The organism is Corynebacterium suicordis DSM 45110, assembly GCF_015351405.1.
Taxonomy (GTDB): Bacteria; Actinomycetota; Actinomycetes; order Mycobacteriales; family Mycobacteriaceae; genus Corynebacterium; species Corynebacterium suicordis.
The window spans coordinates 177,048-198,551 of sequence record NZ_JADKMY010000002.1 but is presented as its reverse complement, the minus strand read 5'-3'; the positions used below and the strand labels follow the sequence as shown (position 1 = coordinate 198,551).

Annotated in this window: 20 protein-coding genes, 1 tRNA gene and 1 other RNA gene; 18 read left to right on the top strand and 4 right to left on the bottom strand. The window is 61.3% G+C overall.

Annotated features, from left to right (window positions below; translation table 11 throughout):
* Positions 1-104: 104 nt before the first annotated feature.
* The 4 genes from IRY30_RS07265 to IRY30_RS07250 all read left to right on the top strand — a co-directional run bounded on the left by IRY30_RS07265 (position 105) and on the right by IRY30_RS07250 (position 2,324).
* Positions 105-548, top strand: a complete 444-nt coding sequence (locus IRY30_RS07265) for a DUF3052 domain-containing protein (protein WP_194556973.1) — start codon at positions 105-107, stop codon at positions 546-548.
* 74 nt (positions 549-622) lie between these two features.
* Positions 623-695, top strand: a tRNA-Val gene (locus IRY30_RS07260).
* 103 nt (positions 696-798) lie between these two features.
* Positions 799-1,200, top strand: coding sequence for a hypothetical protein (locus tag IRY30_RS07255; protein WP_194556764.1), 402 nt, complete (start codon positions 799-801; stop codon positions 1,198-1,200).
* 59 nt (positions 1,201-1,259) lie between these two features.
* The gene (locus tag IRY30_RS07250; RefSeq protein WP_194556763.1) at positions 1,260-2,324 is read left to right on the top strand and encodes an SURF1 family cytochrome oxidase biogenesis protein; all 1,065 of its coding nucleotides are present in this window, start codon (positions 1,260-1,262) and stop codon (positions 2,322-2,324) included.
* Here IRY30_RS07250 and IRY30_RS07245 read toward each other — a convergent pair.
* The gene (locus IRY30_RS07245; protein WP_194556762.1) at positions 2,321-2,830 is read right to left on the bottom strand and encodes a low molecular weight protein-tyrosine-phosphatase; all 510 of its coding nucleotides are present in this window, start codon (positions 2,828-2,830) and stop codon (positions 2,321-2,323) included. The two genes, IRY30_RS07250 and IRY30_RS07245, sit on opposite strands and share 4 nt — an antisense overlap.
* A gap of 158 nt (positions 2,831-2,988) precedes the next feature.
* Here IRY30_RS07245 and IRY30_RS07240 point away from each other — a divergent pair, with 158 nt between their 5' ends.
* The 8 genes from IRY30_RS07240 to IRY30_RS07205 all read left to right on the top strand — a co-directional run bounded on the left by IRY30_RS07240 (position 2,989) and on the right by IRY30_RS07205 (position 8,964).
* Positions 2,989-4,143, top strand: coding sequence for a Nif3-like dinuclear metal center hexameric protein (locus tag IRY30_RS07240; RefSeq protein ID WP_309824700.1), 1,155 nt, complete (start codon positions 2,989-2,991; stop codon positions 4,141-4,143).
* A gap of 2 nt (positions 4,144-4,145) precedes the next feature.
* On the top strand, positions 4,146-4,859 hold the full coding sequence (locus tag IRY30_RS07235) for a zinc ribbon domain-containing protein (RefSeq protein ID WP_194556761.1): 714 nt from the start codon (positions 4,146-4,148) through the stop codon (positions 4,857-4,859).
* A 21-nt stretch (positions 4,860-4,880) separates the two neighbouring features.
* Positions 4,881-6,059 carry a bifunctional RNase H/acid phosphatase gene (locus tag IRY30_RS07230; protein WP_194556760.1) on the top strand — a complete coding sequence of 393 codons (1,179 nt, stop codon included), beginning with the start codon at positions 4,881-4,883 and terminating at the stop codon, positions 6,057-6,059.
* 25 nt (positions 6,060-6,084) lie between these two features.
* Positions 6,085-6,508: RNase P RNA component class A (rnpB, locus tag IRY30_RS07225), an RNA gene on the top strand.
* Positions 6,509-6,573: 65 nt separating this feature from the next.
* Complete coding sequence (locus tag IRY30_RS07220; RefSeq protein WP_194556759.1) at positions 6,574-8,028, top strand: RNB domain-containing ribonuclease; 1,455 nt, start codon at positions 6,574-6,576, stop codon at positions 8,026-8,028.
* A gap of 45 nt (positions 8,029-8,073) precedes the next feature.
* On the top strand, positions 8,074-8,256 hold the full coding sequence (locus IRY30_RS07215) for an SPOR domain-containing protein (protein WP_194556758.1): 183 nt from the start codon (positions 8,074-8,076) through the stop codon (positions 8,254-8,256).
* The gene (locus tag IRY30_RS07210) at positions 8,237-8,641 is read left to right on the top strand and encodes a YidH family protein (protein WP_194556757.1); all 405 of its coding nucleotides are present in this window, start codon (positions 8,237-8,239) and stop codon (positions 8,639-8,641) included. Before IRY30_RS07215 ends, IRY30_RS07210 begins: the two co-directional genes overlap by 20 nt.
* The gene (locus IRY30_RS07205) at positions 8,638-8,964 is read left to right on the top strand and encodes a DUF202 domain-containing protein (protein WP_194556756.1); all 327 of its coding nucleotides are present in this window, start codon (positions 8,638-8,640) and stop codon (positions 8,962-8,964) included. The genes IRY30_RS07210 and IRY30_RS07205 overlap by 4 nt, the downstream gene beginning before the upstream one ends.
* Here IRY30_RS07205 and panB read toward each other — a convergent pair whose 3' ends face one another.
* Positions 8,965-9,825 carry a 3-methyl-2-oxobutanoate hydroxymethyltransferase gene (gene panB, locus IRY30_RS07200; RefSeq protein ID WP_194556755.1) on the bottom strand — a complete coding sequence of 287 codons (861 nt, stop codon included), beginning with the start codon at positions 9,823-9,825 and terminating at the stop codon, positions 8,965-8,967.
* Positions 9,826-9,920: 95 nt separating this feature from the next.
* Here panB and glnA point away from each other — a divergent pair, with 95 nt between their 5' ends.
* The 4 genes from glnA (at position 9,921) to IRY30_RS07180 (ending at position 16,686) form a co-directional block, all read left to right on the top strand.
* Positions 9,921-11,261: a type I glutamate--ammonia ligase gene (glnA, locus tag IRY30_RS07195; RefSeq protein WP_194556754.1), complete on the top strand. Its 1,341-nt coding sequence runs from the start codon at positions 9,921-9,923 to the stop codon at positions 11,259-11,261.
* 60 nt (positions 11,262-11,321) lie between these two features.
* Positions 11,322-14,585 (top strand): bifunctional [glutamine synthetase] adenylyltransferase/[glutamine synthetase]-adenylyl-L-tyrosine phosphorylase, encoded by a 3,264-nt coding sequence (locus IRY30_RS07190; protein WP_194556971.1) that lies wholly within the window; start codon positions 11,322-11,324, stop codon positions 14,583-14,585.
* A 152-nt stretch (positions 14,586-14,737) separates the two neighbouring features.
* On the top strand, positions 14,738-15,379 hold the full coding sequence (locus tag IRY30_RS07185; protein WP_194556753.1) for a hypothetical protein: 642 nt from the start codon (positions 14,738-14,740) through the stop codon (positions 15,377-15,379).
* An 11-nt stretch (positions 15,380-15,390) separates the two neighbouring features.
* Positions 15,391-16,686, top strand: a complete 1,296-nt coding sequence (locus IRY30_RS07180) for an MFS transporter (RefSeq protein ID WP_228503127.1) — start codon at positions 15,391-15,393, stop codon at positions 16,684-16,686.
* Here IRY30_RS07180 and IRY30_RS07175 read toward each other — a convergent pair.
* Both IRY30_RS07175 and IRY30_RS07170 read right to left on the bottom strand, forming a co-directional pair.
* A complete protein-coding gene (locus tag IRY30_RS07175; RefSeq protein ID WP_194556752.1) occupies positions 16,649-17,944 on the bottom strand; it encodes a hypothetical protein in 1,296 nt (431 codons plus the stop codon). The two genes, IRY30_RS07180 and IRY30_RS07175, sit on opposite strands and share 38 nt — an antisense overlap.
* A 10-nt stretch (positions 17,945-17,954) precedes the next feature.
* A complete protein-coding gene (locus tag IRY30_RS07170) occupies positions 17,955-19,145 on the bottom strand; it encodes an aminotransferase class I/II-fold pyridoxal phosphate-dependent enzyme (RefSeq protein WP_194556751.1) in 1,191 nt (396 codons plus the stop codon).
* A 51-nt stretch (positions 19,146-19,196) separates the two neighbouring features.
* On the opposite strand from IRY30_RS07170, the gene IRY30_RS07165 reads away from it, so the two are divergent.
* Positions 19,197-19,973, top strand: a complete 777-nt coding sequence (locus tag IRY30_RS07165) for a fructosamine kinase family protein (RefSeq protein WP_194556750.1) — start codon at positions 19,197-19,199, stop codon at positions 19,971-19,973.
* 30 nt (positions 19,974-20,003) lie between these two features.
* A complete protein-coding gene (thrC, locus tag IRY30_RS07160) occupies positions 20,004-21,458 on the top strand; it encodes a threonine synthase (RefSeq protein ID WP_194556749.1) in 1,455 nt (484 codons plus the stop codon).
* The last annotated feature ends 46 nt before the right edge of the window (positions 21,459-21,504 follow it).

Sequence of the window (21,504 nt, the reverse complement as noted above, 5' to 3'; positions counted from 1 at the left end):
GTAGTCGCGTCGATTTGCCTGCGCAGCCAGAACGCGTAACCATTTACAGTGTGACTACACAAGATGCGACCAACGTCTCCTTTGATGAAAGGCAAGAAACTACAGTGGGCAACACGTCGGGCACTGCGCCCGAGCAGGGTCGAGACCAAGGGTCTACCGAATGGGCGGACGTGCTCAGCGTCACTGCAGAAGAGATCGTCCAGGAAATCGGCTGGGACGAAGATGCTGATTCTTCCATCAGCGAAGCCTTGGAAGACATCACTGGTAACCCCCTCCTCGATGAGGAAACCGATGAGATCGTGGACGTCGTTCTCCTCTGGTTCCGTACCGAAGATGGTGACTTGGTGGACGCGATGGTGGATGCCACCCGCAGCCTGGGTGAGGACGGCCGTATTTGGTTGTTGACGCCAGCCACTGGCCGCCCCGGCACCATTGAGCCCGGAGTGATCGCAGAATCCGCTCAGCTGGCAGGTTTGGTTCAGACGAGCTCGGAGCGACTCGGGGATTGGCAGGGCGCTTGTTTGGTGTCCTCCGGAACCAAGCGTTAGTTTCTCTACCTGCGGTTTTCTTGAAAATTAACTAACGTGCTAGTGTATTCAGCGTTGCCAATCATGGCATGCATGCGCCTTTAGCTCAGCTGGGAGAGCAGCTGGTTTACACCCAGCAGGTCGGCGGTTCGAGCCCGTCAGGGCGCACAGAATGGTTAAAGCCCCGCTCGCGAGAAATCGTGAGCGGGGCTTTTCTTGGTTTTCAATGCGAGTATCTGTTGCGAGGGTAGCTAGGTGAGGAGTTGAGCGAATGAATCTGAAACAAGAGTTGTGGCGTGTCCCTGTCTTGGAATTGATCGTTATCGCTCTGGGGCTCACAGGGATCGCGGGTCACATGTCCGTTTTTTGGCTCGATTCCCATTCCCTCTGGAATGGCCCGTGGGAACAAACCTGGTGGACCTCCAACTGCGTGGTGGTCGGAGTCATCGCGTTAGTGGTCAGCCTATTTTCTGACCTGATCAGCGGTAGATCATTGAAATCTGCGGTGGCCATTGGGTTGGTGGGGATTATCGGCCTCGTCATCTTCTACACTTTTGCGGAGCCAGGGGATATCGGGCTGGGTTTGTTCTGGCTGCTGGGGGCAGCGTGCGTGTTATCCGGCGTGTATTCCCTGATTCGTCGAACTTTGGCAGGGGCCTTCCGCAACGAGTGATTGCCAGCCCTCGTCAGCGAATCGGAGCTGTCTTGCCTGCCTGATAAGTTGAATGTGTGATGAATGAACCCAAGCGCCGCCAAGGATGGAAGACTTTCCTGACACCAGGTTGGATTCTCACCGCTGTCCTGGTGCTTACCTTCACTTACTATGCATTCACCTTCCTCGGCCCGTGGCAGCTGAATAAGGGTGAGCAGAAGTCTGAGTTCAACCAGCGGCTAGCCGATGCCATGGAGCATGATCCCGTCCCTGTGTCCGAGGTGCTTCCCGCTGATGGGGGAAGTGCTGGCGTCGAAAAAGAATGGACGCACGTTCGCCTGCAGGGGGAATTTCTGCCCAGCGCGCAAGTGTTGTTGCGCAACCGCCCGGTGGATAGTTCCCCCGCGTTTCAGGTTCTCACGCCGTTTAAGACCACCACTGATCAGACCATTTTGGTCAACCGTGGATGGACTCCGCCGGAGCAGGGTGCCGATGTGCCGGAGATTCCCGCGCCGCCCGCGGGTGAGGTGACGGTGACGGGGTTCGTGCGGATGAGTGAGGCGGAAGCCATCACGGATCCGGTGGAATCCCAAGGTCACACGCAGGTTTCGGGCATTCATACCGCGACCATCAGCAAGCTGATGCAGGAGCAGTTGCGGGCTGCTGGTGGTGGCCAGCTGGTCAGTGAGTATGTCCAGATGGATGAGCAATCTGTCGATGCGATGGGCCAGGAGGATTCCTCCGATGCCACCCTGCACGCCATCTCTTTGCCCCAGCTGGATAACGGCCCGCACCTTTCCTACGGCATCCAATGGATCACGTTCGGCATTGCCGCACCTGCGGCGCTGATCTGGTTCGCCTATGCGGAGATTCGGGAACGACGCCGGGAAAAGCAGGAAATCGCCGAATCCGAAGCGAAGCTGCTGAATAGCTCCGGTGTCGCGCCGGGAGGTGCGGAGCCTGTGGGGCATGAGTCTGGGGAGACTGCTATGGCAGAACCTGCGGGGTCTGCTCAAGATGCCCCGGCAGAACCCGTTTCAACTGAGAAAGCAGCCACCGCCGAGCGCAAGCTCGCGGATCGTTACGGTGGCACGCGCAGCCGCTTCGAGGAGCGCCGCACGCAGAAGCGCGGCGAACGCTTCTAGCTTTCGGAAAGCAGCTCCCGCAGCACGCCGGGGACAGCGGCCTTGATCTGCGTGGCAGCTTCCGTGAATGCAGCTTCATCCTCGTAGTAGGGATCAGCCACCTCCGGCGCGTTCTCCGAGCGCAGGCCTTGGGGATCATCCTGGGGGTTGAAGGAGTCGGCGTCGAAGGCACGGAAAAGATGAATACGATCCGCATCTACGCCCAATTCCTTCAGGCCATCCACGTGCCCGCGGTCCATGGCGAGGAAGACATCGGCATCCTCGTGCTCCGGACCGAATTCCGCGGCGACGTGCTGAGATCCATCGAAACCCTGGTTCTTTAGCTCCGCGATAGCTCGCTCATCTGCAGACTCACCCACGTGATAATCGCGCAGGCCACAGGAGTTAATGGTGACGGAAAGCCCGGCTTCTTTGGCGGCTTGGTTGAGCATCACATCGCCCATCGGGGAGCGACAGATATTGCCCGTGCACACCACGGTGATCTTGCTAATGTCCTGTTCAGCCATGTTGTGGACCTTTCCTTCTGTGCCGTACTTCGTGCTATTTGCAGTGGCATCTGCTGTGCCAATCAGCATATTGCATACCTTGTGCAGCATACCGGAGGGGGCAAAATGGATAGGCTGGCGGTAGACAACCCCAGCCCGCGAAAGAACAGGAGCGCACCGTGACACCAGGCAAGACTTCCGCGACAGTCGAGGACGTCATCCGAGTGATGGACCGCGCCTACCCGCCCTACCTGGCGGAGTCCTGGGACGCCGTGGGCCTCGTGTGCGGCGATCCCTCCGAAGAAGTACGGTCCGTGGTCTTTGCTCTCGATTGCACCGACGCCGTTGCTGATGCCGCCATTGAGCAAGGCGCGCAGATGCTGATCGTGCACCACCCGCTGCTGATGCGCGGGGTGAACAGCGTGGCCGCGAACACCCCGAAGGGCAGGATTATCCACAAGCTCATCCGCGCTGGGGTGGCGCTGTTTGCAGCGCACACCAATGCCGATTCCGCCCGGCCTGGGGTAAATGACAAGCTGGCGGAACTGCTGGGAGTCACGCCGGGTGCCCCACTCAAGCCGATTGAAGAACCCCTGGATAAATGGGGTTTCACCGTGCCACCGGAAGATGCCGAAGCGGTGAAGACCGCGGTATTCGAAGCGGGTGCTGGGCAGGTGGGCAACTACGCGGAAGCCGCGTTCCAGTTCGCGGTCGATGGACAATTCCGCCCGGTGGAGGGGGCAAATCCCACGGTAGGTGACGTGGGAGAGCTGGAGCATGTGAAGGAGCTGCGCGTGGAGTTCGTGGCACCGCGCGGCAAGCGGGAAGCGGTGCGCGCCGCCCTAGAGCAGGCTCATCCCTATGAGGAAGTGGCGCTCGATGTGGTGGAAACTCACACCGGAGAAGCTGCCCTCGGCATCGGCCGGGTGGGTGAGCTGGATCAACCCATGACCTTGCGCGAGTTCACTGCACGCGTGAGCGATGCTCTGCCGAAAACCACCTGGGGAGTGCGCGCCGCAGGAGACCCAGAGGCGCAGATCCGCACGGTAGCCGTGGCCAGCGGCGCAGGGGATAGCTTCCTGGACACCGTGGCCAAGATGGACGTTGACTGCTTTGTCACCTCAGATCTGCGGCACCACCCGGTGGATGAGCATCTGCGCGCCGGGGGGTGTGCCGTGATTGATACCGCGCACTGGGCCAGCGAGTTCCCGTGGTGCGAGCAGGCAGCAGAGATCGTGGCAGACAGCCTGCAGGAAGCCGGCACCCCGGTGAGCACGGCCGTTCTAGATATTCGTACAGACCCGTGGACTATTCACGGCCCGGGAGAAGAGTAATCATGCACTGCTCAATTGAAGACAAAAAGCATCTAGAGATGCTGCTGGATAGCAGCCAAGAACTGGACATGCTGCAGGCTCGCCTGCAGGCGCTCCCAGAGCGCGAGAAGCTGGAACAGCTCAAGGCAGAGCAGATCCAGCAGCGCAATGAGAACGTGCGCACCCGCGCGCACGGCAACGAGCAGCAATCGGATGTTTTCCGCTTGCGCCAAGAAGTATCCAAACTCAAGGCGCGCGAACGTGACGATAAGCGCTCCCTCACCGCCACCACGGATAAGGAAGCGCGCAAGGATCTCAAGCATGATCTGAACAACACCCAGCGCAAACTCGCAGATTTTGAGCAGCGCCTAGAAAAGGCCACCCGCACGGCAGAATACTTCCAGGAAACCGCGGCAGAACCCGACCAGTTCGAAGCGAAAATCGCTCAGGCCAAGCAGGAATTGGATAGGGCGGAAAACGCGCTGCAGGCGGACATGACCGCCGCCAACGCCCGCGTGCAAGCCGCCCGCGAACGCATCTCCCCGGAGATCCTGCGTGTGTTTGACCAGCGGAAAGCCGAGCAGGGAATGGGTGCTGCCTGGCTGAAAGGCCAGACGTGCCAGGGCTGTTTCATGGAGCTGGATCCAGCCTCGCTCAAGAACATTCGGCAGACCCCCGCCGATGAATTAGCGTGGTGTCCAGAATGTAACGTGATACTCCTACAACCCGAAGAATAGCGCCATAGAAAGGCAGCTGGAATGCGATTAAGGCTGGAAGCAGACGGAGGATCTCGAGGCAACCCGGGCCTGGCTGGCGCCGGCTCAAGCATCGTGGATCCCACCAGCGCCATCGCCGGGGAGAAAAAAGAGCTGGCCTGCCAATGGGAATTCATCCAGCGCGCCACCAATAACGTGGCGGAATATCACGGGGTAGTCAACGGCCTTACCCTTGCCAAAACCGTGGCGGAGAATTCCGGGGCGAAAACCGCAGAGACCACCCTGGATGTGTTCCTCGATTCCAAACTCATCGTGGAGCAGATGAGCGGACGATGGAAAATCAAGCACCCAGACATGAAGCCATTGGCGCAACAAGTCAAAGAGCTGGAAAAAGAATTCTCCAAGGTCACCTACACGTGGGTGCCGCGCGCACAGAATAAACGCGCAGATGAATTAGCTAACCGGGCGATGGATGACAAAGAATCCGGAGTATTCATCGCGGAGATGAAAACGGAAAAGCTGGTTGCGGGTGGCGTCGAGAAAAAAGAAGAAGAACCAGCAGAGACGGCCGAAAAGAATAAGGACACTGAGTGGCACGGTGGTGCTCGTCCGGCTCGGTTCCTCTTGCTGCGCCACGGGCAAACGGATATGAGCGCTGCCAAGCAATTCTCGGGCCTATCGGACCCGGAGCTCAATGAAACGGGGCAGTGGCAGGCGCGCCGGGCAGCGGGGTACATCGGCAAGCGGGGCGGGATCGATGCTGTGCTCAGCTCGCCTCTGCAGCGCACGCAAAGCACTGCACAGGCCGTGGCAGAGGAGCTCAACCTGCAGGTCAAGACAGAAGACGGCCTGATCGAAATGGACTTCGGTGCGTGGGAAGGCAAGTCCTTTTCCGACGTGCGAGCCGAATACCCGGAAGAGCACCGGACCTTCTTCTACGATTCCACCAGCTGCCCGCCAGAGGGCGAATGCATGGAGGATATCTACGAGCGCACCCAGGACGTGATCCGCCGTCTGACAAAGGAATACGCAGGCCAGAACGTGGTTCTGGTGAGCCACGTGACACCCATCAAGGCCATCCTCCGCTACGGACTGCAAGCCGATGCCTCCATGTTCCGCACCCTGCACCTGGACCTGGCGAGCCTCTCAATCGTGGAGTTCTACCCGGACGGCAATGCGATCGTCCGCCGAGTGAATGACACGCATTACCTGGAGGGCTAAAACCCCGAGTAGAGTAATGCCCAGCCGAGAAGACCGGATGGCCGCGGCGCTACTAACAGGAACCGTTCCTTTGACAGGGGTAGGCCTGGTGTCGAGGAAAGTCCGGACTCCACAGAGCACGGTGGTTGCTAACGGCAACCCAGGGCAACCTGCGGGACAGTGCCACAGAAAGTAAACCGCCCACCATTGCGAGTGGGTAAGGGTGAAAGGGTGCGGTAAGAGCGCACCAGCATGCCAGGTGACTGGCGTGGCTAGGTAAACCCCACCGGGAGCAAGGTCAAGCGGCCGAACGGAAAGTTTGGCCGAGTTCTAGAGCTGCTCGCTTGCTAGTGAACAGGTAGACCGCTTGAGGCGCCCAGCGATGGTGCGCACAGATGGATGGCCATCTCGCGCCGGCACCTCCGCGTGCTGGTGTAGGACAAAATCCGGCTTAGAGGTCTTCTCGGCCCCTTAAACTTTTCCCATCCTTCTTCTTTCAGGGCACTCGACGCCCACTTGTGCCACTCTGGGAAGAATGAAGATCTTCGCCGCCGAATTAGATTTCCGCGCCATCGCACGCGAATTCAAGTTGCCAGAAACTTTTTCTCCGGAGCTGCATCAGCAGGCTGCCGCCGCCAAGGATAGATACGCGGAGGAGCGGCGGGATGCCCGTGACGTGGACTTCGTGACCATTGATCCGCCGAGCTCCATGGACTTGGATCAGGCGGTGCATATTGAGGCTGCTGTTGGTGGTTCTGGTGGTTCTGGTGGTGACGCTTCCGGTGCCGGTGGATGGCACGTGCGTTATGCCATCGCCGACGTGGGGGCAGTGATCGAGCCTGGTTCCGAGCTGGAAGCAGAATCCATCCGCCGCGGGCAGACCATGTACCTGCCGGATGACCCGGTACGCCTGCACCCAGCGGAGCTGTCCGAGGGCACGGCCTCGCTGCTGCCGGATCAGGATAGGCCGGCAGTGGTGTGGGATATGCACGTGAATGCCGATGGGGAAGTCTCCGAGTTCACGCTCTACCGCGCCATTGTGCGCAGCCGCGCGAAGCTGAACTACGAAGGGGTAGAGGCGGACCGTTTGGCGGGGACGTTGCACCCCTCGATTGCTCTTCTTCCAGAGTTGGGTGAGGCGCGGCAACAATCCGATCTGCGCCGCGATGCCATCAACCTGCGCCTGCCTTCCGTATCCGTGGAGAAGAACACCGAAGGTGAGGAGGGGGAGTACCGGCTGGACATTGAACCGCGGCAGCTGATGAATGACTACAACGCGGAGATTTCCCTGCTCACCGGCATGTGTGCCGGACAGATGATGGTGGAAGCCGGAGTGGGACTGCTGCGCACTTTGCCGAATGCGAGCCCCAAGGACATTGCAAAGTTCGATTCCGCGGCCAAAGCCCTGGGCTTTGCCCGCGGGGAGAAGAGCGTGGGCCAGCTGCTCGCGGAAATCGATGCATCCACCCCGCAGGGCATGGCGCTGATGCGCGATGCCCAAGGGCTGCTCCGCGGCGCGGGATACGTGGCCTTTGGGATGGGCGGCGAGGACGTGGATCTCTCCAAAGCGGTGCACGCTGGAATCGGCGGGCATTATGCACACGTGACTGCGCCTTTGCGCAGGTTGGCGGATCGCTTCGCCACCGAGATCTGCCTGGCCATCGCCGCCAAACAACCCGTGCCGGGGTGGGTGCAGGAGCGCGTGCCGGGAGTTTTGGAATCCATGAAGCGCACCACGCAGCTGGCCAATCAGGTGGATCGGGCAGCTCTGCGCCTCACCGAAGCCGTGGTGCTGCAGCCGTGGGTTGGGCAGAATTTCCACGCCGCGGTGCTGCACAGCGGGGAAAACGGCGCGAACATCTTCGTGAGCCAACCGCCAGTGATCGCGGAATGCCAGGGCCAGCCGGAGGAGGGCACGCAGACGGTGGTCACGCTCATCGCGGCGGATCCCGTCCAGCGCAAGGTCACCTTCGCCTGGCCTGCGGACTAATCCAGCCCGAGGCCTCTACAGGGTGGTCTGTGGTAGAAAATCATCATGAGCGATCAATGGTTTTTTGACACCGAAACAGGTGAAGTAACCCAAGGCGCGTCTTCTGGCTGGGAGTCCCGCATGGGTCCTTACAAGACCCGCGAGGAAGCCGCCCAGGCACTGGAGACGGCTAAGCGTCGCAACGAACAGGCGGATGCTTACGATCGCGATGAGTTCGGCAAGGATTAATTCCTCCGAACAGCCCGAGCCGCAGCGCTCGTGGCTGGCGCGCACGCTCTTGCCCGCGGGGGAGGAACCGGATCCCCGCTTCACATTGGCAAACGAGCGCACTTTCCTGGCTTGGATCCGCACCTCGCTGGCATTTCTCGCCGGTGGGGTAGCACTGGAAGCTTTCCGCCCCGCCAACGTGCCCGCTTGGCTGTGGAGCGGGGCAGCCATCTTGGTGCTGCTCGTGGGCATGTTTATTGCTCTGGGCGCCGCGATCCGCTGGGTGCGCGTGGAAAGAGCCATGCGTGAATCCCGCGCGCTTCCCGTGCCGGGCATTGTCCCGTTCTTGTCCGGAGTTGCGGTGATGGCCACGGTGACGGTGCTCATCGTGGTGCTGTTGCGATGAGCCTGCACACTGATCCGGGCCTTCAGCCGGAGCGCACGCAGCTGGCGTGGACGCGCACGGTGATCTCGATGTTGCTGGTCAGCGCGGTGATGCTCCGATGGGCGGGGGTATATGGCCCGGCCGTTCTCATGCTCTCCGGTGCGCTGCTCACCCTGGCGGTATTCATCGTTTCGACGCAAAAACGGCGCTACCTCCACGCCGCGCAAGGGCTGAGCCAAGAGCGCGTGCAGCCCGGGGTGTTCGCAGTGGTGGCGCTCACCGCAGCATTGTTATTGCTGGGTATCGGCGGACTGAGCTTCGTGCTGGCGGACGCGCTGGGTTAGCTAGCTATTGAAGGTGTGCTCGGCAGCGGGGAACGTGCCATCTTGGACTTCCTTCTTGTACTGCGCTGCGGCATTGGTGAGAACCTCGCCCACGTTGCCCCACTGCTTGGCAAACTTCGGACGATGACCATCCTGCGGGTAGGCCACCATGTCATGCCACACCAAGATCTGCCCGTCGCATTCCGCACCAGCACCAATGCCGATGGTGGGAACCGGGCACAATTCGGTGACGCGCTTGGCCACCTCGGCGGGCACCATTTCCATCAAGACGAAGTCTGCGCCAGCCGCCACTACGGCTTCCATATCCGCGATCAACGCTTCTGACCCTGCGCCGCGTCCCTGCACCTTGAATCCACCCAGGTTATTGACGGATTGCGGGGTGAACCCGATGTGCGCGCACACAGCAATGCCCGCGTTCTTGATGGCCTTGATGCGCGAGGCCATGCGCACGCCACCTTCCAGCTTGACGCAATGCCCACCAGAACGGTGCAGGATTTCCGTGGCGCTGCGCACGGCCTGCTCATCGGAGGCCTCGTAGCTGCCGAAGGGGAGATCCACCATCACGAAGGCATTGCCAGCTCCGCGCACCACGGCAGCGGCAAGGTAACACATCTCATCGAAGGAAACCTGCGCGGTGGTGGGGTAACCAAACACCACGTTGGCAGCGGAATCTCCCACCAACAGCACCTCCACACCAGCCTGGGAGAAAGCCCGCGCGGTGGAGTAATCGTACGCAGTCAGACACGCAATGGGGCTGCCAGAACCCTTGCGAGCAATCAGATCAGTGAGTCGAACCTGCTTGGTGGGCACCATGTAACCCACGGAGTCGGATGGGGAAGAATCCTGCGCGTTGTCAACCATGCGTTACATAGTGCCACGCGCTGCGAGACGCTACAGAATTTCCAATTGGGGTAACTCACCCCGTTTGTCCTGAGGACTCTCTACAATGGGACAACATGAATCGCCAGCAGGAATTTGTGTTGCGCACCATCGAGGAACGAGACATTCGTTTTGTTCGCTTGTGGTTTACGGATATCCAGGGCTTCTTGAAGTCCGTGGCCGTAGCCCCCGCGGAACTGGAGGGTGCTTTTGCCGAGGGAATCGGCTTTGATGGCTCGGCCATCGAAGGCTTTTCGCGTGTGGCCGAATCGGACACCATCGCCAAGCCAGATCCCAGCACGTTCCAGATCCTGCCTTTCCCCTCTGATGCTGACGGCAGCCTTTCCGCGCGCATGTTCTGCGATATCACCATGCCCGATGGCCAGCCTTCCTGGGCGGATCCGCGACAGGTTCTGCGTCGACAAATGAACGTTGCCGCCGAAATGGGCTTCACCTGCTACGTTCACCCGGAGATCGAGTTCTTCCTGGTGCATTCCACCGATACCAACGGTGAGCCCCCGGTGCCCACCGATACTGGCGGGTACTTCGATCAGGCAGTGACGGACGAGGCGCCGCACTTCCGCGCCGATGCCATCAGCGCCCTGGAGCGCGTGGGCATCTCCGTGGAGTTCTCTCACCATGAGACCGCGCCGGGCCAGCAGGAGATCGATCTGCGCTTTGCCGATGCACTCTCCATGGCGGATAACGTGATGAGCTTCCGCTACATCATCAAGCAGGTGGCCAGGCACAACGGTGTCCGCGCCACGTTCATGCCCAAGCCGTTCTCGGAGCACGCGGGTTCCGCGATGCACACGCATATGTCGCTGTTCGAGGGCGAGGAGAACGCGTTCCACGATCCTGATGACGAGATGTGCCTCTCCCACACCGGCAAGTCCTTCATCGCGGGCATCCTGCACCACGCCTCGGAGATCTCCGCGGTGACCAATCAGTGGGTGAACTCCTACAAGCGAATCTCCACCGGTGATGAGGCTCCGAGCTCCGCTGCGTGGGGTGCCTCCAACCGTTCCGCGCTGGTGCGCGTGCCGATGTACACCCAGAACAAGTCCGCTTCCCGCCGCGTGGAAATCCGCACCCCGGATTCCGCCTGCAACCCCTACCTCACTTACGCGGTGTTGCTGGCAGCCGGCCTGAAGGGCATCAAGGAAGGCTACGAGCTTCCCGCCCCAGCCGAGGGCGATATCTCCCGCATGACCGCCCGCGAGCGTCGTGCCGCCGGCTTCAAGGACCTGCCCACGGATCTGGATTACGCGCTTCGCGAGATGGAGAATTCCGAGCTAGTTGCAGATGCGCTGGGCGAGCACGTCTTCGAGTTCTTCCTCCGCAACAAGTGGCGCGAATGGAAGAACTACCAGGCGCAGATCACCCCGTGGGAGCTCAAGCACAATCTCGAATTCTAGGCCTCCAATACTCAGCCACAATTCACCTGCCTCAACCTCACTTTCTAGAAAGGCCAGATGATGGATCGCCCGCGGTCGTCCCGAGCTCGAATTCCCACCGCTCGCACCCTGGGCCTGACCCGTCCGCGTGCGCAGGAGGACCTGGACGCCCTAGGCTGGACCACCGAACAGCACGCCCCACTGCTGCGCACCCTGGGTGCGGTGGGCCACCCAGATTTGGCTCTCAACAACCTCATTCGCCTGGTGGAGGCACTGCGGGCTCGCGAGGCGGACGGCAACCTTGGTTCGGTGAACACCGGCGAGCACAAGGCCCCTTTTCCCGACGCCACCGCGGACACACTCCTGGCCGCACTTCAGGATGATCGAACCCTGCTCCGCCGGGTATTGGCCCTGTTTGGCGCGTCCAGCATGCTGGGTGATCACATCGTGGCGCACCCGGAAGAGTGGGTGAGCCTAGCCCTGCCGATGCCCTCTGGCGAGGAAATGATGCAGGCCATGCTGGGCAGCGTGGATGCCGTGCAAGTGGAGAACGTTCTGGCCACGGATGAATTCGCCGAGTTCAAGACCGCGGATGATGCCGAAGAAGCCGCCACCGAACCGGCGGGGGAATCCTGCCGGATCTACCGCGCGCGCATTACCGGGCCGGAAGCCGATGAAGCGATGCGCGTGGCGTATCGCACGCTGTTGGCGCGGATCGCGGCACTCGATGTGGAAGGCACGTTCCGGATGCCTTCGGCCCCGGACCCCGAGCCGGTGCCATTTGTGACCATGGGGCAGCGTTTGGCCGATGCGGCTGATGCCGCCCTCACCGCGGCACTCGCCGTGGCCTGCACTCACACATATGGCGGCCCGGATGATGAGGATGCCAAAGCACCCGCGCGCCTCGCTGTGTTGGCCATGGGCAAGTGTGGTGCCCGCGAGCTGAACTACATTTCCGATGTGGACGTGATCTTCGTGGCCGAGCCCGCGGATTCCCGTGCCACTCGCTGGGCGGGCGAGTTCGTCAACATCGGCACGCGCGTGTTCTTCGAAGTGGACGCCGCGCTGCGCCCAGAGGGTAAGCAGGGAGCCCTGGTGCGCACCCTGAATTCCCACAAGAAATACTACGATAAATGGGCTGCCACCTGGGAGTTCCAGGCGCTGCTCAAGGCGCGCGCGATGACCGGGGATATCGCCCTGGGTGAAAAGTACGTGGAAGCACTGGCGCCCAAGGTGTGGACCGCATCCCAGCGCGAGGACTTTGTTCCGGACGTGCAGGCCATGCGCCGCCGGGTAATTGAAAACGTGCCGGATGAAATCCGCTCCCGCGAGCTGAAGCTGGGGCCGGGTGGACTGCGCGACGTGGAATTCGCCGTGCAGCTGCTGCAGATGGTGCACGGACGCACCAACGAGAAGCTGCGCGTGCGCTCTACCGTCGCGGCACTGGAAGCCCTCATGGAAGATGGCTACGTGGGCCGGGATGACGGCCAAGTGCTCATCAAGTCCTATGAGTTCATGCGCTTGCTGGAGCACCGCCTGCAGCTGCAGCGCCTCAAGCGCACGCACACGCTACCGCCGAAAACTGATCTGGAGCTGTTGACCTGGCTCTCCCGCACCGCGGGTTATCTGCCCGAGGGGATGAAATCCTGCTCGGAGCAGCTGGAAGACGAAGTACGCCGCGTGGCCGTGCAGATCCATCAGTTGCATTCCAAGCTGTTCTACCGCCCGCTGCTCACCAGCGTAGCGGCCATGAGCGCGGACACCATCCGCCTGACACCGGATGCGGCCAAGCGACAGCTCTCCGCCCTGGGCTATGAGAATCCGAGCCGTGCCTACGAGCACCTCAGCGCTTTGGCCTCGGGCTCCTCACGCAGGCAAAAGCTGCAGGTCATCATCCTGCCAACGCTCTTGGAGTGGCTAGCCCCGACGGTGGATCCGGATGCGGGTTTGCTGGCCTATCGCAAGCTCTCCGAAGCCGCCGAGGACAAGACCTGGTTCTTGCGCCTCCTGCGCGATGAGAACGTGGTGGGGCAGAGGCTGATGTTCCTCCTCGGAACGTCTCCCTACCTAGCTGAACTGCTGCTGAACAGCATCGATACCGTCAAACTTCTTTCCGATGGTGCCACCGGCCCGAAATTGATGAGCCGCGACGCCGCCGTGGTCACCCACTCACTGGTTGCTGCTGCCTCGCGCCACACCAATCCGGACAAGGCTATCGCCGTGGCGCGCTCCTTGCGCCGCGCAGAGCTGGCACGTGTGGCCGCCGCCGACCTGCTGGGTTACATGGAGATCGACGAAGTCTGCGTGTCCCTGTCCTGGGTGTGGAACGCCGTACTGGAAGCAGCACTGCAGGCAGAAGTACGCGCGTGGGAAGACGCGAATAACCAGAACGCTCCCGCGCGGATCTCGGTGATAGGCATGGGTCGCCTCGGTGGTGCAGAGCTGGGTTATGGCTCGGATGCTGACGTGATGTTCGTGGCCGAGGCCATCGAGGAAGAAGCGGAACAGCTCTCCGCGGAAGAATTTGCACCGGATAATGACAAATCCACGGAAGTATCCTCCACCGTGAAGGCCGTGAAATGGGCCGAGATGATCTGCGAATCCGTGCGTTCTCGCCTGGGCCAGCCTTCCCAGGATCCGCCGCTGGAGGTCGACCTGGACCTGCGCCCCGAAGGACGCAATGGTGCCGTGGTGCGCACCCTGGCCTCCTACGAGCGCTATTACCGCGAATGGGGAGAGACCTGGGAAATGCAGGCCCTTCTGCGCGCCACGTGGATTGCCGGGGATAAGGACCTGGGCATTCGCTTCCTGCACATGATCGATAGATTCCGCTACCCAGCCGAGGGTGCCAGCGATAAGCAGGTGCAGGAGGTACGCCGGGTCAAGGCGCGCGTGGATGCCGAGCGCCTGCCGCGCGGAGCTGACCGCAATACCCACACCAAGCTGGGACGTGGCGCGCTGACCGATGTGGAGTGGACGGTGCAGTTGCTCACCATGCAAAACGGGCAGGTGAGTGAGAATCTGAAGAACACTTCAACGATGGCGGCTTTGCGCGAGCTAGCTTCCGCGGAATTCATCAGCGAGGGCGATGCGGAGATTCTCCGCGATGCGTGGGTCACAGCCACCAAGGCGCGCAATGGCATCGTCCTGGTCAAGGGCAAGCGCAAGGATCAGCTACCCACCGTGGGCAAGCCACTCGCGCAGGTAGCGGCCGCCTCCGGCTGGGACCCCACCGAGTCCCAGGAGTTCCTGGATGATTACCTGAAGAAGACCCGGCGGGCACGGCGGGTGGTGGACAAGATCTTCTGGGGCGAGGATCTGATGAATGATTTCCGCGAGGACTAGAGCTCGCTGTCTGGGGCTCGCTGTCTGGGTCCGGCTGCGTAGAGCCAGCGCCGTCTAGAGTTCGCGCTGCCCAGACCCCTCACAAAGGGGAATGGTGATCCAGGCGGAAGCAAGGTTATACTAACTCCATCGAAAAAGGAGGTGCCACAAAAATGAGCGCAGTTAAAGAATCCCCGGAACACATTGATGTGGCACCGCTGGTCATCCAGGCCGCAGGTAATGTCCGCAACACCCTGCACCGTTCGCCACTGTGGAAGCGCATGGAAGATGGCTCCCTGCCGTTCGCCGGGCGCGCCTCCTACCTGGAGCAACACTGGGAGGGACTGCGCGTACTGCGCAATGGCCTGGATGAGCTGGAAGGTGGCGTCGAGCTGGCGCGCATGCGCGAAGTGCTGGCAGAGACCGTGCAGAACATGGGCGAGGCGCTGGACAAATCTCATGCCACGGCCCGTTGGCGCGAACACCATGTGACAATGCCTTCGATGTTGCAGTTTCGGCGTCGGGTAAATGAGATGCAGGAAGCGGGCGACGTGGTGAGCCTCATCGCCCACAGTGCCATCCGACTCGCTGCGGTCGGCGCATGCCCTGTGGCCAGCGCTTCGGGCTTGAGCATCCCCGCCATCACCGTGGTGTGCGATGAAGAGCAGGAAGAACTTTTCGCCGAGGAGCTCTCCGCCGCGCTCATCCTCTTGCTCGCGCACGGTAGCGATGTCTGCCGCGCCTACCAAGGCCAGGAACAAGAACGCACCTGCGCCACCACCGCGGCTATGATCCGCAACTCTTTGCGCAGCTAGGGGACTTTTAGTTGAGTAAGCGTGGCCTGTTGGTCCTCGTGACGGCTGTGGTGCTTTACACCATGGCGGTGACGGGGCGGACGTCGTTTGGCGTGGCCAGCGTGGAGGCGATTGGTCAGTATCATATCGACGCCAACCGCCTGGCTGTCTTCGCTTCTCTCCAGTTGGGGGCGTATTCCCTGGCGCAGATCCCCGTGGGTTTGTTGGTGGACCGCTTCGGTTCGCGCAAGCTTCTGATCGCCGGGGCGCTGCTCATGGGCGTGGGTCAGGTGTTGCTGGCCTTCAGCGGTAATTATTACCTGGCGCTGTTCGCCCGCGTGCTGGTGGGCTTGGGCGATGCCACCGCGTTTTCTTCCATGATGCGGTTGATCCCCGCGTGGGTGCCGATGCGCAAAACACCCATCGTCTCCCAGCTTTCCGGTGCCTTTGGGCAGTTCGGGCAGTTTCTCTCCGCGGTCCCTTTCATGGCGTTGTTGCATGCCACGGGGTGGGTTAACGCATTCTTTTCGCTGGGTGCGATGGCTCTGCTGCTGGCTCTGCTTGCTGCGGTATTGATTCAAGATTCGCCGGATGCGCTCTCTGTGCGGGGGCGCAGCAGGGCGCGTAAGCAGCGCCGTGCGGGGGAGTTGTCGGCTGCGCGCAGCAAGAATCGGCAGGAGGGGGATGTCTCCAGCTGGGAGGTGTTCACCGCCGTGCTGCGTAATCCAACGTGTTGGCACGGGTTCTTTGTCCACTGGTCCGGGCTGGGCACGTTGGTGGCTTTCACCATGCTGTGGGGTGTGCCCATCTTGACCCTGGGGATGGGCCAATCCAGTGGCTATGCGGGGCTCGCGCTGACTCTTTCCACGCTGGCTACGGTGCTGGTGGGCCCATTGGTAGGCGTTCTTTCCGCCCGCATGGGGCAGAAGCGGTGGATGGCCACGCTGAGCGGTAGTGGCCTGGCGATGCTGGGATGGATCTGCTTCTTCCTCGCCACCGAGCCACCCAGCCCAGCCTTGGGTTTGGCTGTAACCATCCTCATGGGCGCAATGGCACCGCTGTCCAACCTGGGATTTGATTCTGTGCGTGAGCAGGTGGATCGACGCATGCTCGCCACTGCCACTGGGTTGGCGAACATGGGCGGATGGACCGCCGGGATGATCGTGGCGCAACTCATGGGTGCGGTGCTCACGTGGGCAGCGCCGGATGAAAACTATCAGTGGCTGGATTTCCGCCTGGCGTGGATGGTGCCTGCCACGGTGTGCTGCCTGGGCTTTATCGGGGTGCTGCTTACCCGACCGGGGAAAGCGCGCTTGGCGACTCGGTAGCCAGAACCTGAGTGGTTGGCCGAGGCTGCTTGATGGATTCAAGGAGCGCCTTGGCGGTCAGTACGGTGATGAGAACCATGCCGATATTGCGCACCACCAGGATCACGATGGGCCACGCACTGGTGTTATGCAGGATGGATTCATAGGTCACGGGGTAGACCAGCGTGGTGAGCCCGGCCGCGATGACAACGCTCCATCGCAGCAGGCGCATGGTCTGGAACCTGGCCATGATGCTGGCCAAAGCGACCAGTGGCGCTACCCACGCGATGTATTGCGGGCTGAAGACCTTGTTGGAGACAATCAACAAACACACCAGCAGCAGCGCAAACAGCACTGCGGATTGCTGGGTCCACCCACCTCGCAGGAAACGCCATAGCGCGAATCCCAGCGCAAAGATCAGGAGTCCGAGCAGCAGGATATTTGCCAAGAGAGTGGCCGTTTCCACACCGGGTCCGAAGATTTCAAAGCTCTTCGAGGATGCGTAATCAACGTGCCACTTGTGGGCGTCGAAAAGCCTGGCAACCATCAATGGGGTGGCGAAGACAGATTCGATCTGCAGCCCGCGCACGTCCTGATAAGAAATGGGGGAGACGAGGCGGCCCGGTTCCCAGACCAGGACCGTTACTGCCGCCAGGGCGAACAGGGATGCAAAGAATGCGCACAGCCGCACCCACGTGGAGCGCAGCGTGGCCTTGCCCACCAAGGCTGCGGCGAGCACCCCGGGCCACAGCTTGGATACCGTGGCATAGGCCAAGATGAAACTGGCCACTCCTGGGTGGCTCAGTGCCAACGCCAGGCCAAGCCCCACGCAGACTCCGGATATGAGATCCAGGCGGGTGAGCAAGATGGGCCCGGCGGCTGCGCTGAAGAGCACCCAGAACCACGCGGAGTGGAACTTTCCCCCGGGTACCCGGTCTTGATAACGCGACCCCCAGCGCAGCAAGAACCCCAGGAAAAGCCCGGAAATCAGCACACACATCACGCTGAATAGCGCCAGGAAGCGCTCTTCATTTCCACCGGCCAACACGTCCAATAAACGCAGGGGCCACACGCCGGCATCGGGATATTCACCCAGGGGAATCGGCCCGCTCATTTTGTAAATGGAATCAGGGCCCGCCTGGTGGGGTGCGTCTGGGTTCACACCGTGAAAGTAATAGCGAATGTCCTCATTCGTGGTGTTTTTCCCCAGCACCAGGGCGAGCAGAAGACCATTGATCACTGCCCAGCTCGCCCAAATGGCCTTCACACTTTTCAGCACGCAGATGATACTAACCGAAGTGTTCCTCTAGCCTGCCCAATGCCCGCTGAATATTTGCCTCGCTCTTGCAGAAAGTCCAACGCACCAGAGTTCGCAGGGAGGGATCTTCCGGATCATGGGTAAAAGCGGTGAGCGGAATAGCCGCCACCCCGGCTTTCTCGGGGAGGGTCTTGCAGAATTCGTCCGCGCTCATTCCGGGGCACACTTCTGCGATATCCGCGAGCAGAAAATACGTGCCCTGAGTTTCCAGCGGAGTAAAGCCCAAGCGCGTTAATCCCTCCGCCAGCACGGTGCGGCGATGCCGCATTTCGACCAGCCATTCCGCGGACCATTCTTCGGCTTCCTCCAAGGCCCAGGCCACCGCGTTTTGCATGGGGTGGGCACCGGAAAAGGTGAGGAATTGCTTGGCCGTGATGATCGGCGCCAACAATTCCTCCGGCGCGCACACCCATCCGGTTTTCCATCCTGTCGCATTGAAGTTCTTCGACGCCCCAGAGATACTCACCGTGCGCTCCGCCATCCCCGGCAGAGTGGCAAACGCGAGATGTTCCCCGCCGGGGTAGACCAGCCGCTCGTACACCTCATCAGCGATCACCACGGCATGGGAATCCCGCACCACCTCAGCCACGAACTCCATATCCTCCCGGCTCAGCACCGCACCGGTGGGGTTGTGCGGGGTGTTGAGGATCACCGCCGCGGTGTTTTCGGTGACAGCCGCCCGGAACGCTTCGCGGTCGATTGACCACCCTTCTTCTCGACGCAACCCCACTGGGCGAAAGCTAGCTTCTGCCAATGCCGTGATGGCGGGGTAGGCGTCGTAATAAGGAGAAAGAGCCACCACTTCCTGGCCCGGATTGACCAGGCCGAGCACGCTGGCGGCCAAAGCCTCTGTGGCGCCGACGGTCACCAGGATCTCCGTGTCTGGATCCAGGGTTTGCCCGTACTTCCGCGCGCGATCCTTGGCGATTGCCTCGCGCAGGTTCTTTTCTCCACGCAGGGGCGCGTACTGGTTTTGGGGGTGACCATCCGTGCCCAGGATGGCTTCGGCTGCCAATTCCAGCATGTGCCGGGGGCCGTCGTCGTCCGGGAACCCCTGACCCAGATCCACTGCCTCGTGCTGAGCGGAAAGCTGGGAGATGGTCTGGAAAATACTTTCCGGCGTGCTGGCCACGCGCCGGGAGGGGAGCCGGGATTGAGTCATCTCTCCACTGTAACGATGCCCACTGCTGCGACCTTGGGGCACACTGGAGACATGGCTGATAATGACGCGAATAATTACGTGAAGCGAAATCCAGGACGTTCCGGGGACTGGGAAGCCGCGGGATTGCGCTGGTTGGGGCAGCGGGCCGAGGGGACGGAGCTGCGGGTGGTGGAGGTGCTCGTGCGCGAAGGCGATGAGCTGCACCTGGAGCGCGTGCGTTCCGCCGCACCCACGGAAGCAGCAGCGGAGAAGTTTGGCCGTGGGCTGGCACAGATGCACGCCACCGGGGCGGATGCATTTGGCCAGGGGCCGAAAGGCTGGGAAGGCGATGGCTTCCAAGGTCCCAATGATGACCTCCTGGCCTTGCCACTGACACCCACGGAACGCTGGGGTGAGTTTTACGCAGAGGTGTTGGAAGGCTTGGCGGGCGGGTTTGCGGCGTCGAATAGAAAAGACATTGACACCCTGCTGAGCCGTTTGCGGGATGGCGACTTTGACGGAGCGCGGCCGGCTCCATTGCACGGGGACTTGTGGAGCGGCAACGTGATGTGGAGCGAGGATGGGGTGGTGCTCATCGACCCGGCCGCGCATACCGGGCATCCGGAAACGGATCTGGCGGCGCTGCAGATCTTCGGCACCCCGCACGTGGAGAGGATCCTGGCTGCCTATGCCGAGGAAGCCGGATGGGAGACCGGCAAGAACGCTGATTGGCGACTCCGCGAACCCCTGCATGAGCTGCAATTGTTGTTCCTGCACGTGAGGCTCTTCGGCGGATCCTATGAGGATCAGGCGATGGCAGCGGTGCACGCCAGCCTGCGGTTGAGTTAACGCGCCGGGAAACGTTTAAGATGTGAAACTGTGGATTATATTTCAACGCGAGACGCTTCCCGCACCCCAGCCAAGTTCACCGACATCCTGCTCGGTGGCCTGGCCCCGGACGGTGGGCTCTATCTTCCTGCCGAATACCCGCAGCTAGACGATGCCACGCTGACCTCCTGGCGTGCCCTGTTAGCCGAGCCGGAGGGCTACGCCAAGCTGGCTGCCGAGGTGTTGAAGTTATTTATCGACGACATCCCTGAGGCAGATATCGAGGCTATCGCTGCCCGCGCGTACACCACGGAGAAGTTCGCGGATGAGGATATCGTGCCCGTGACTCCGTTGGAGGAGGATCTCTACATCGGTCACCTCTCCGAGGGGCCGACGGCAGCCTTCAAGGATATGGCCATGCAGCTGCTGGGTGAGCTGTTTGAATACGAGCTGAGTAGGCGTGGGGAGACCATCAATATCCTCGGTGCCACCAGCGGTGATACCGGTTCCGCAGCCGAGTACGCGATGCGTGGCCGAGATGGTATTCGCGTGTTCATGCTCACCCCGGCTGGGCGCATGACCCCATTCCAGCAGGCGCAGATGTTCGGCCTGGATGATCCGAACATCTTCAACATTGCGCTTGAGGGCGTGTTTGATGACTGCCAGGACGTGGTGAAGGCCGTCAGTGCTGATGCGGACTTCAAGCGCGAAAACCGCATTGGTGCCGTGAACTCCATCAACTGGGCGCGTCTGATGGCGCAGGTGGTGTACTACATCTCCAGCTGGATTCACGTGACGGAAAACAACGAGCAAAAGGTGAGCTTCTCTGTGCCCACCGGCAACTTCGGAGACATCTGCGCTGGTCACATTGCCCGTTCGATGGGTCTGCCGATTGATCGGTTGATCGTGGCCACCAACGAGAACGACGTTCTGGATGAGTTCTTCCGCACCGGCCATTACCGGGTGCGCAGCTCCGCCGAGACGCACGAGACTTCCAGCCCGTCGATGGATATCTCCCGCGCATCCAACTTTGAGCGCTTCATTTTCGACCTGCTGGGTCGCGATGGTGCCCGGATTTCCGATCTGTTCGGCACGCAGGTGAAACAGGGCGGATTCAGTTTGGATGCCGAGGATGCCTTCGCGGATGCAGCGGAGAAGTACGGCTTCTTGTCTGCCACCAGCTCGCACAAGGATCGCGTGGAGACGATCGGACAGTGCTGGCGCGACTTGGGTGTGCTCATGGATCCGCACACCGCAGATGGCGTGAAGGCCGCCCGCGAGTGGGCTGAGCAGGTTGATTCCCCGATCGTCTGCCTGGAGACCGCCCTGCCCGTGAAGTTCGCGGACACCATCCGAGAGGCCCTGGGTTCAGAGCCAGAGGTGCCGGAACGTTTCCGCGAGATCATGAACGCAGACCGCCACGTGGCGGATTTGCCAAATGACGCGGAGAAGGTCAAGCAGTTCATCCTGGATGCGATTGCGGAGACTCCCGAGGTTTCTAACTAGGCTACGGCCTCACTGGGCGCTGCCACAGTCCGACCGTAACGGTTAG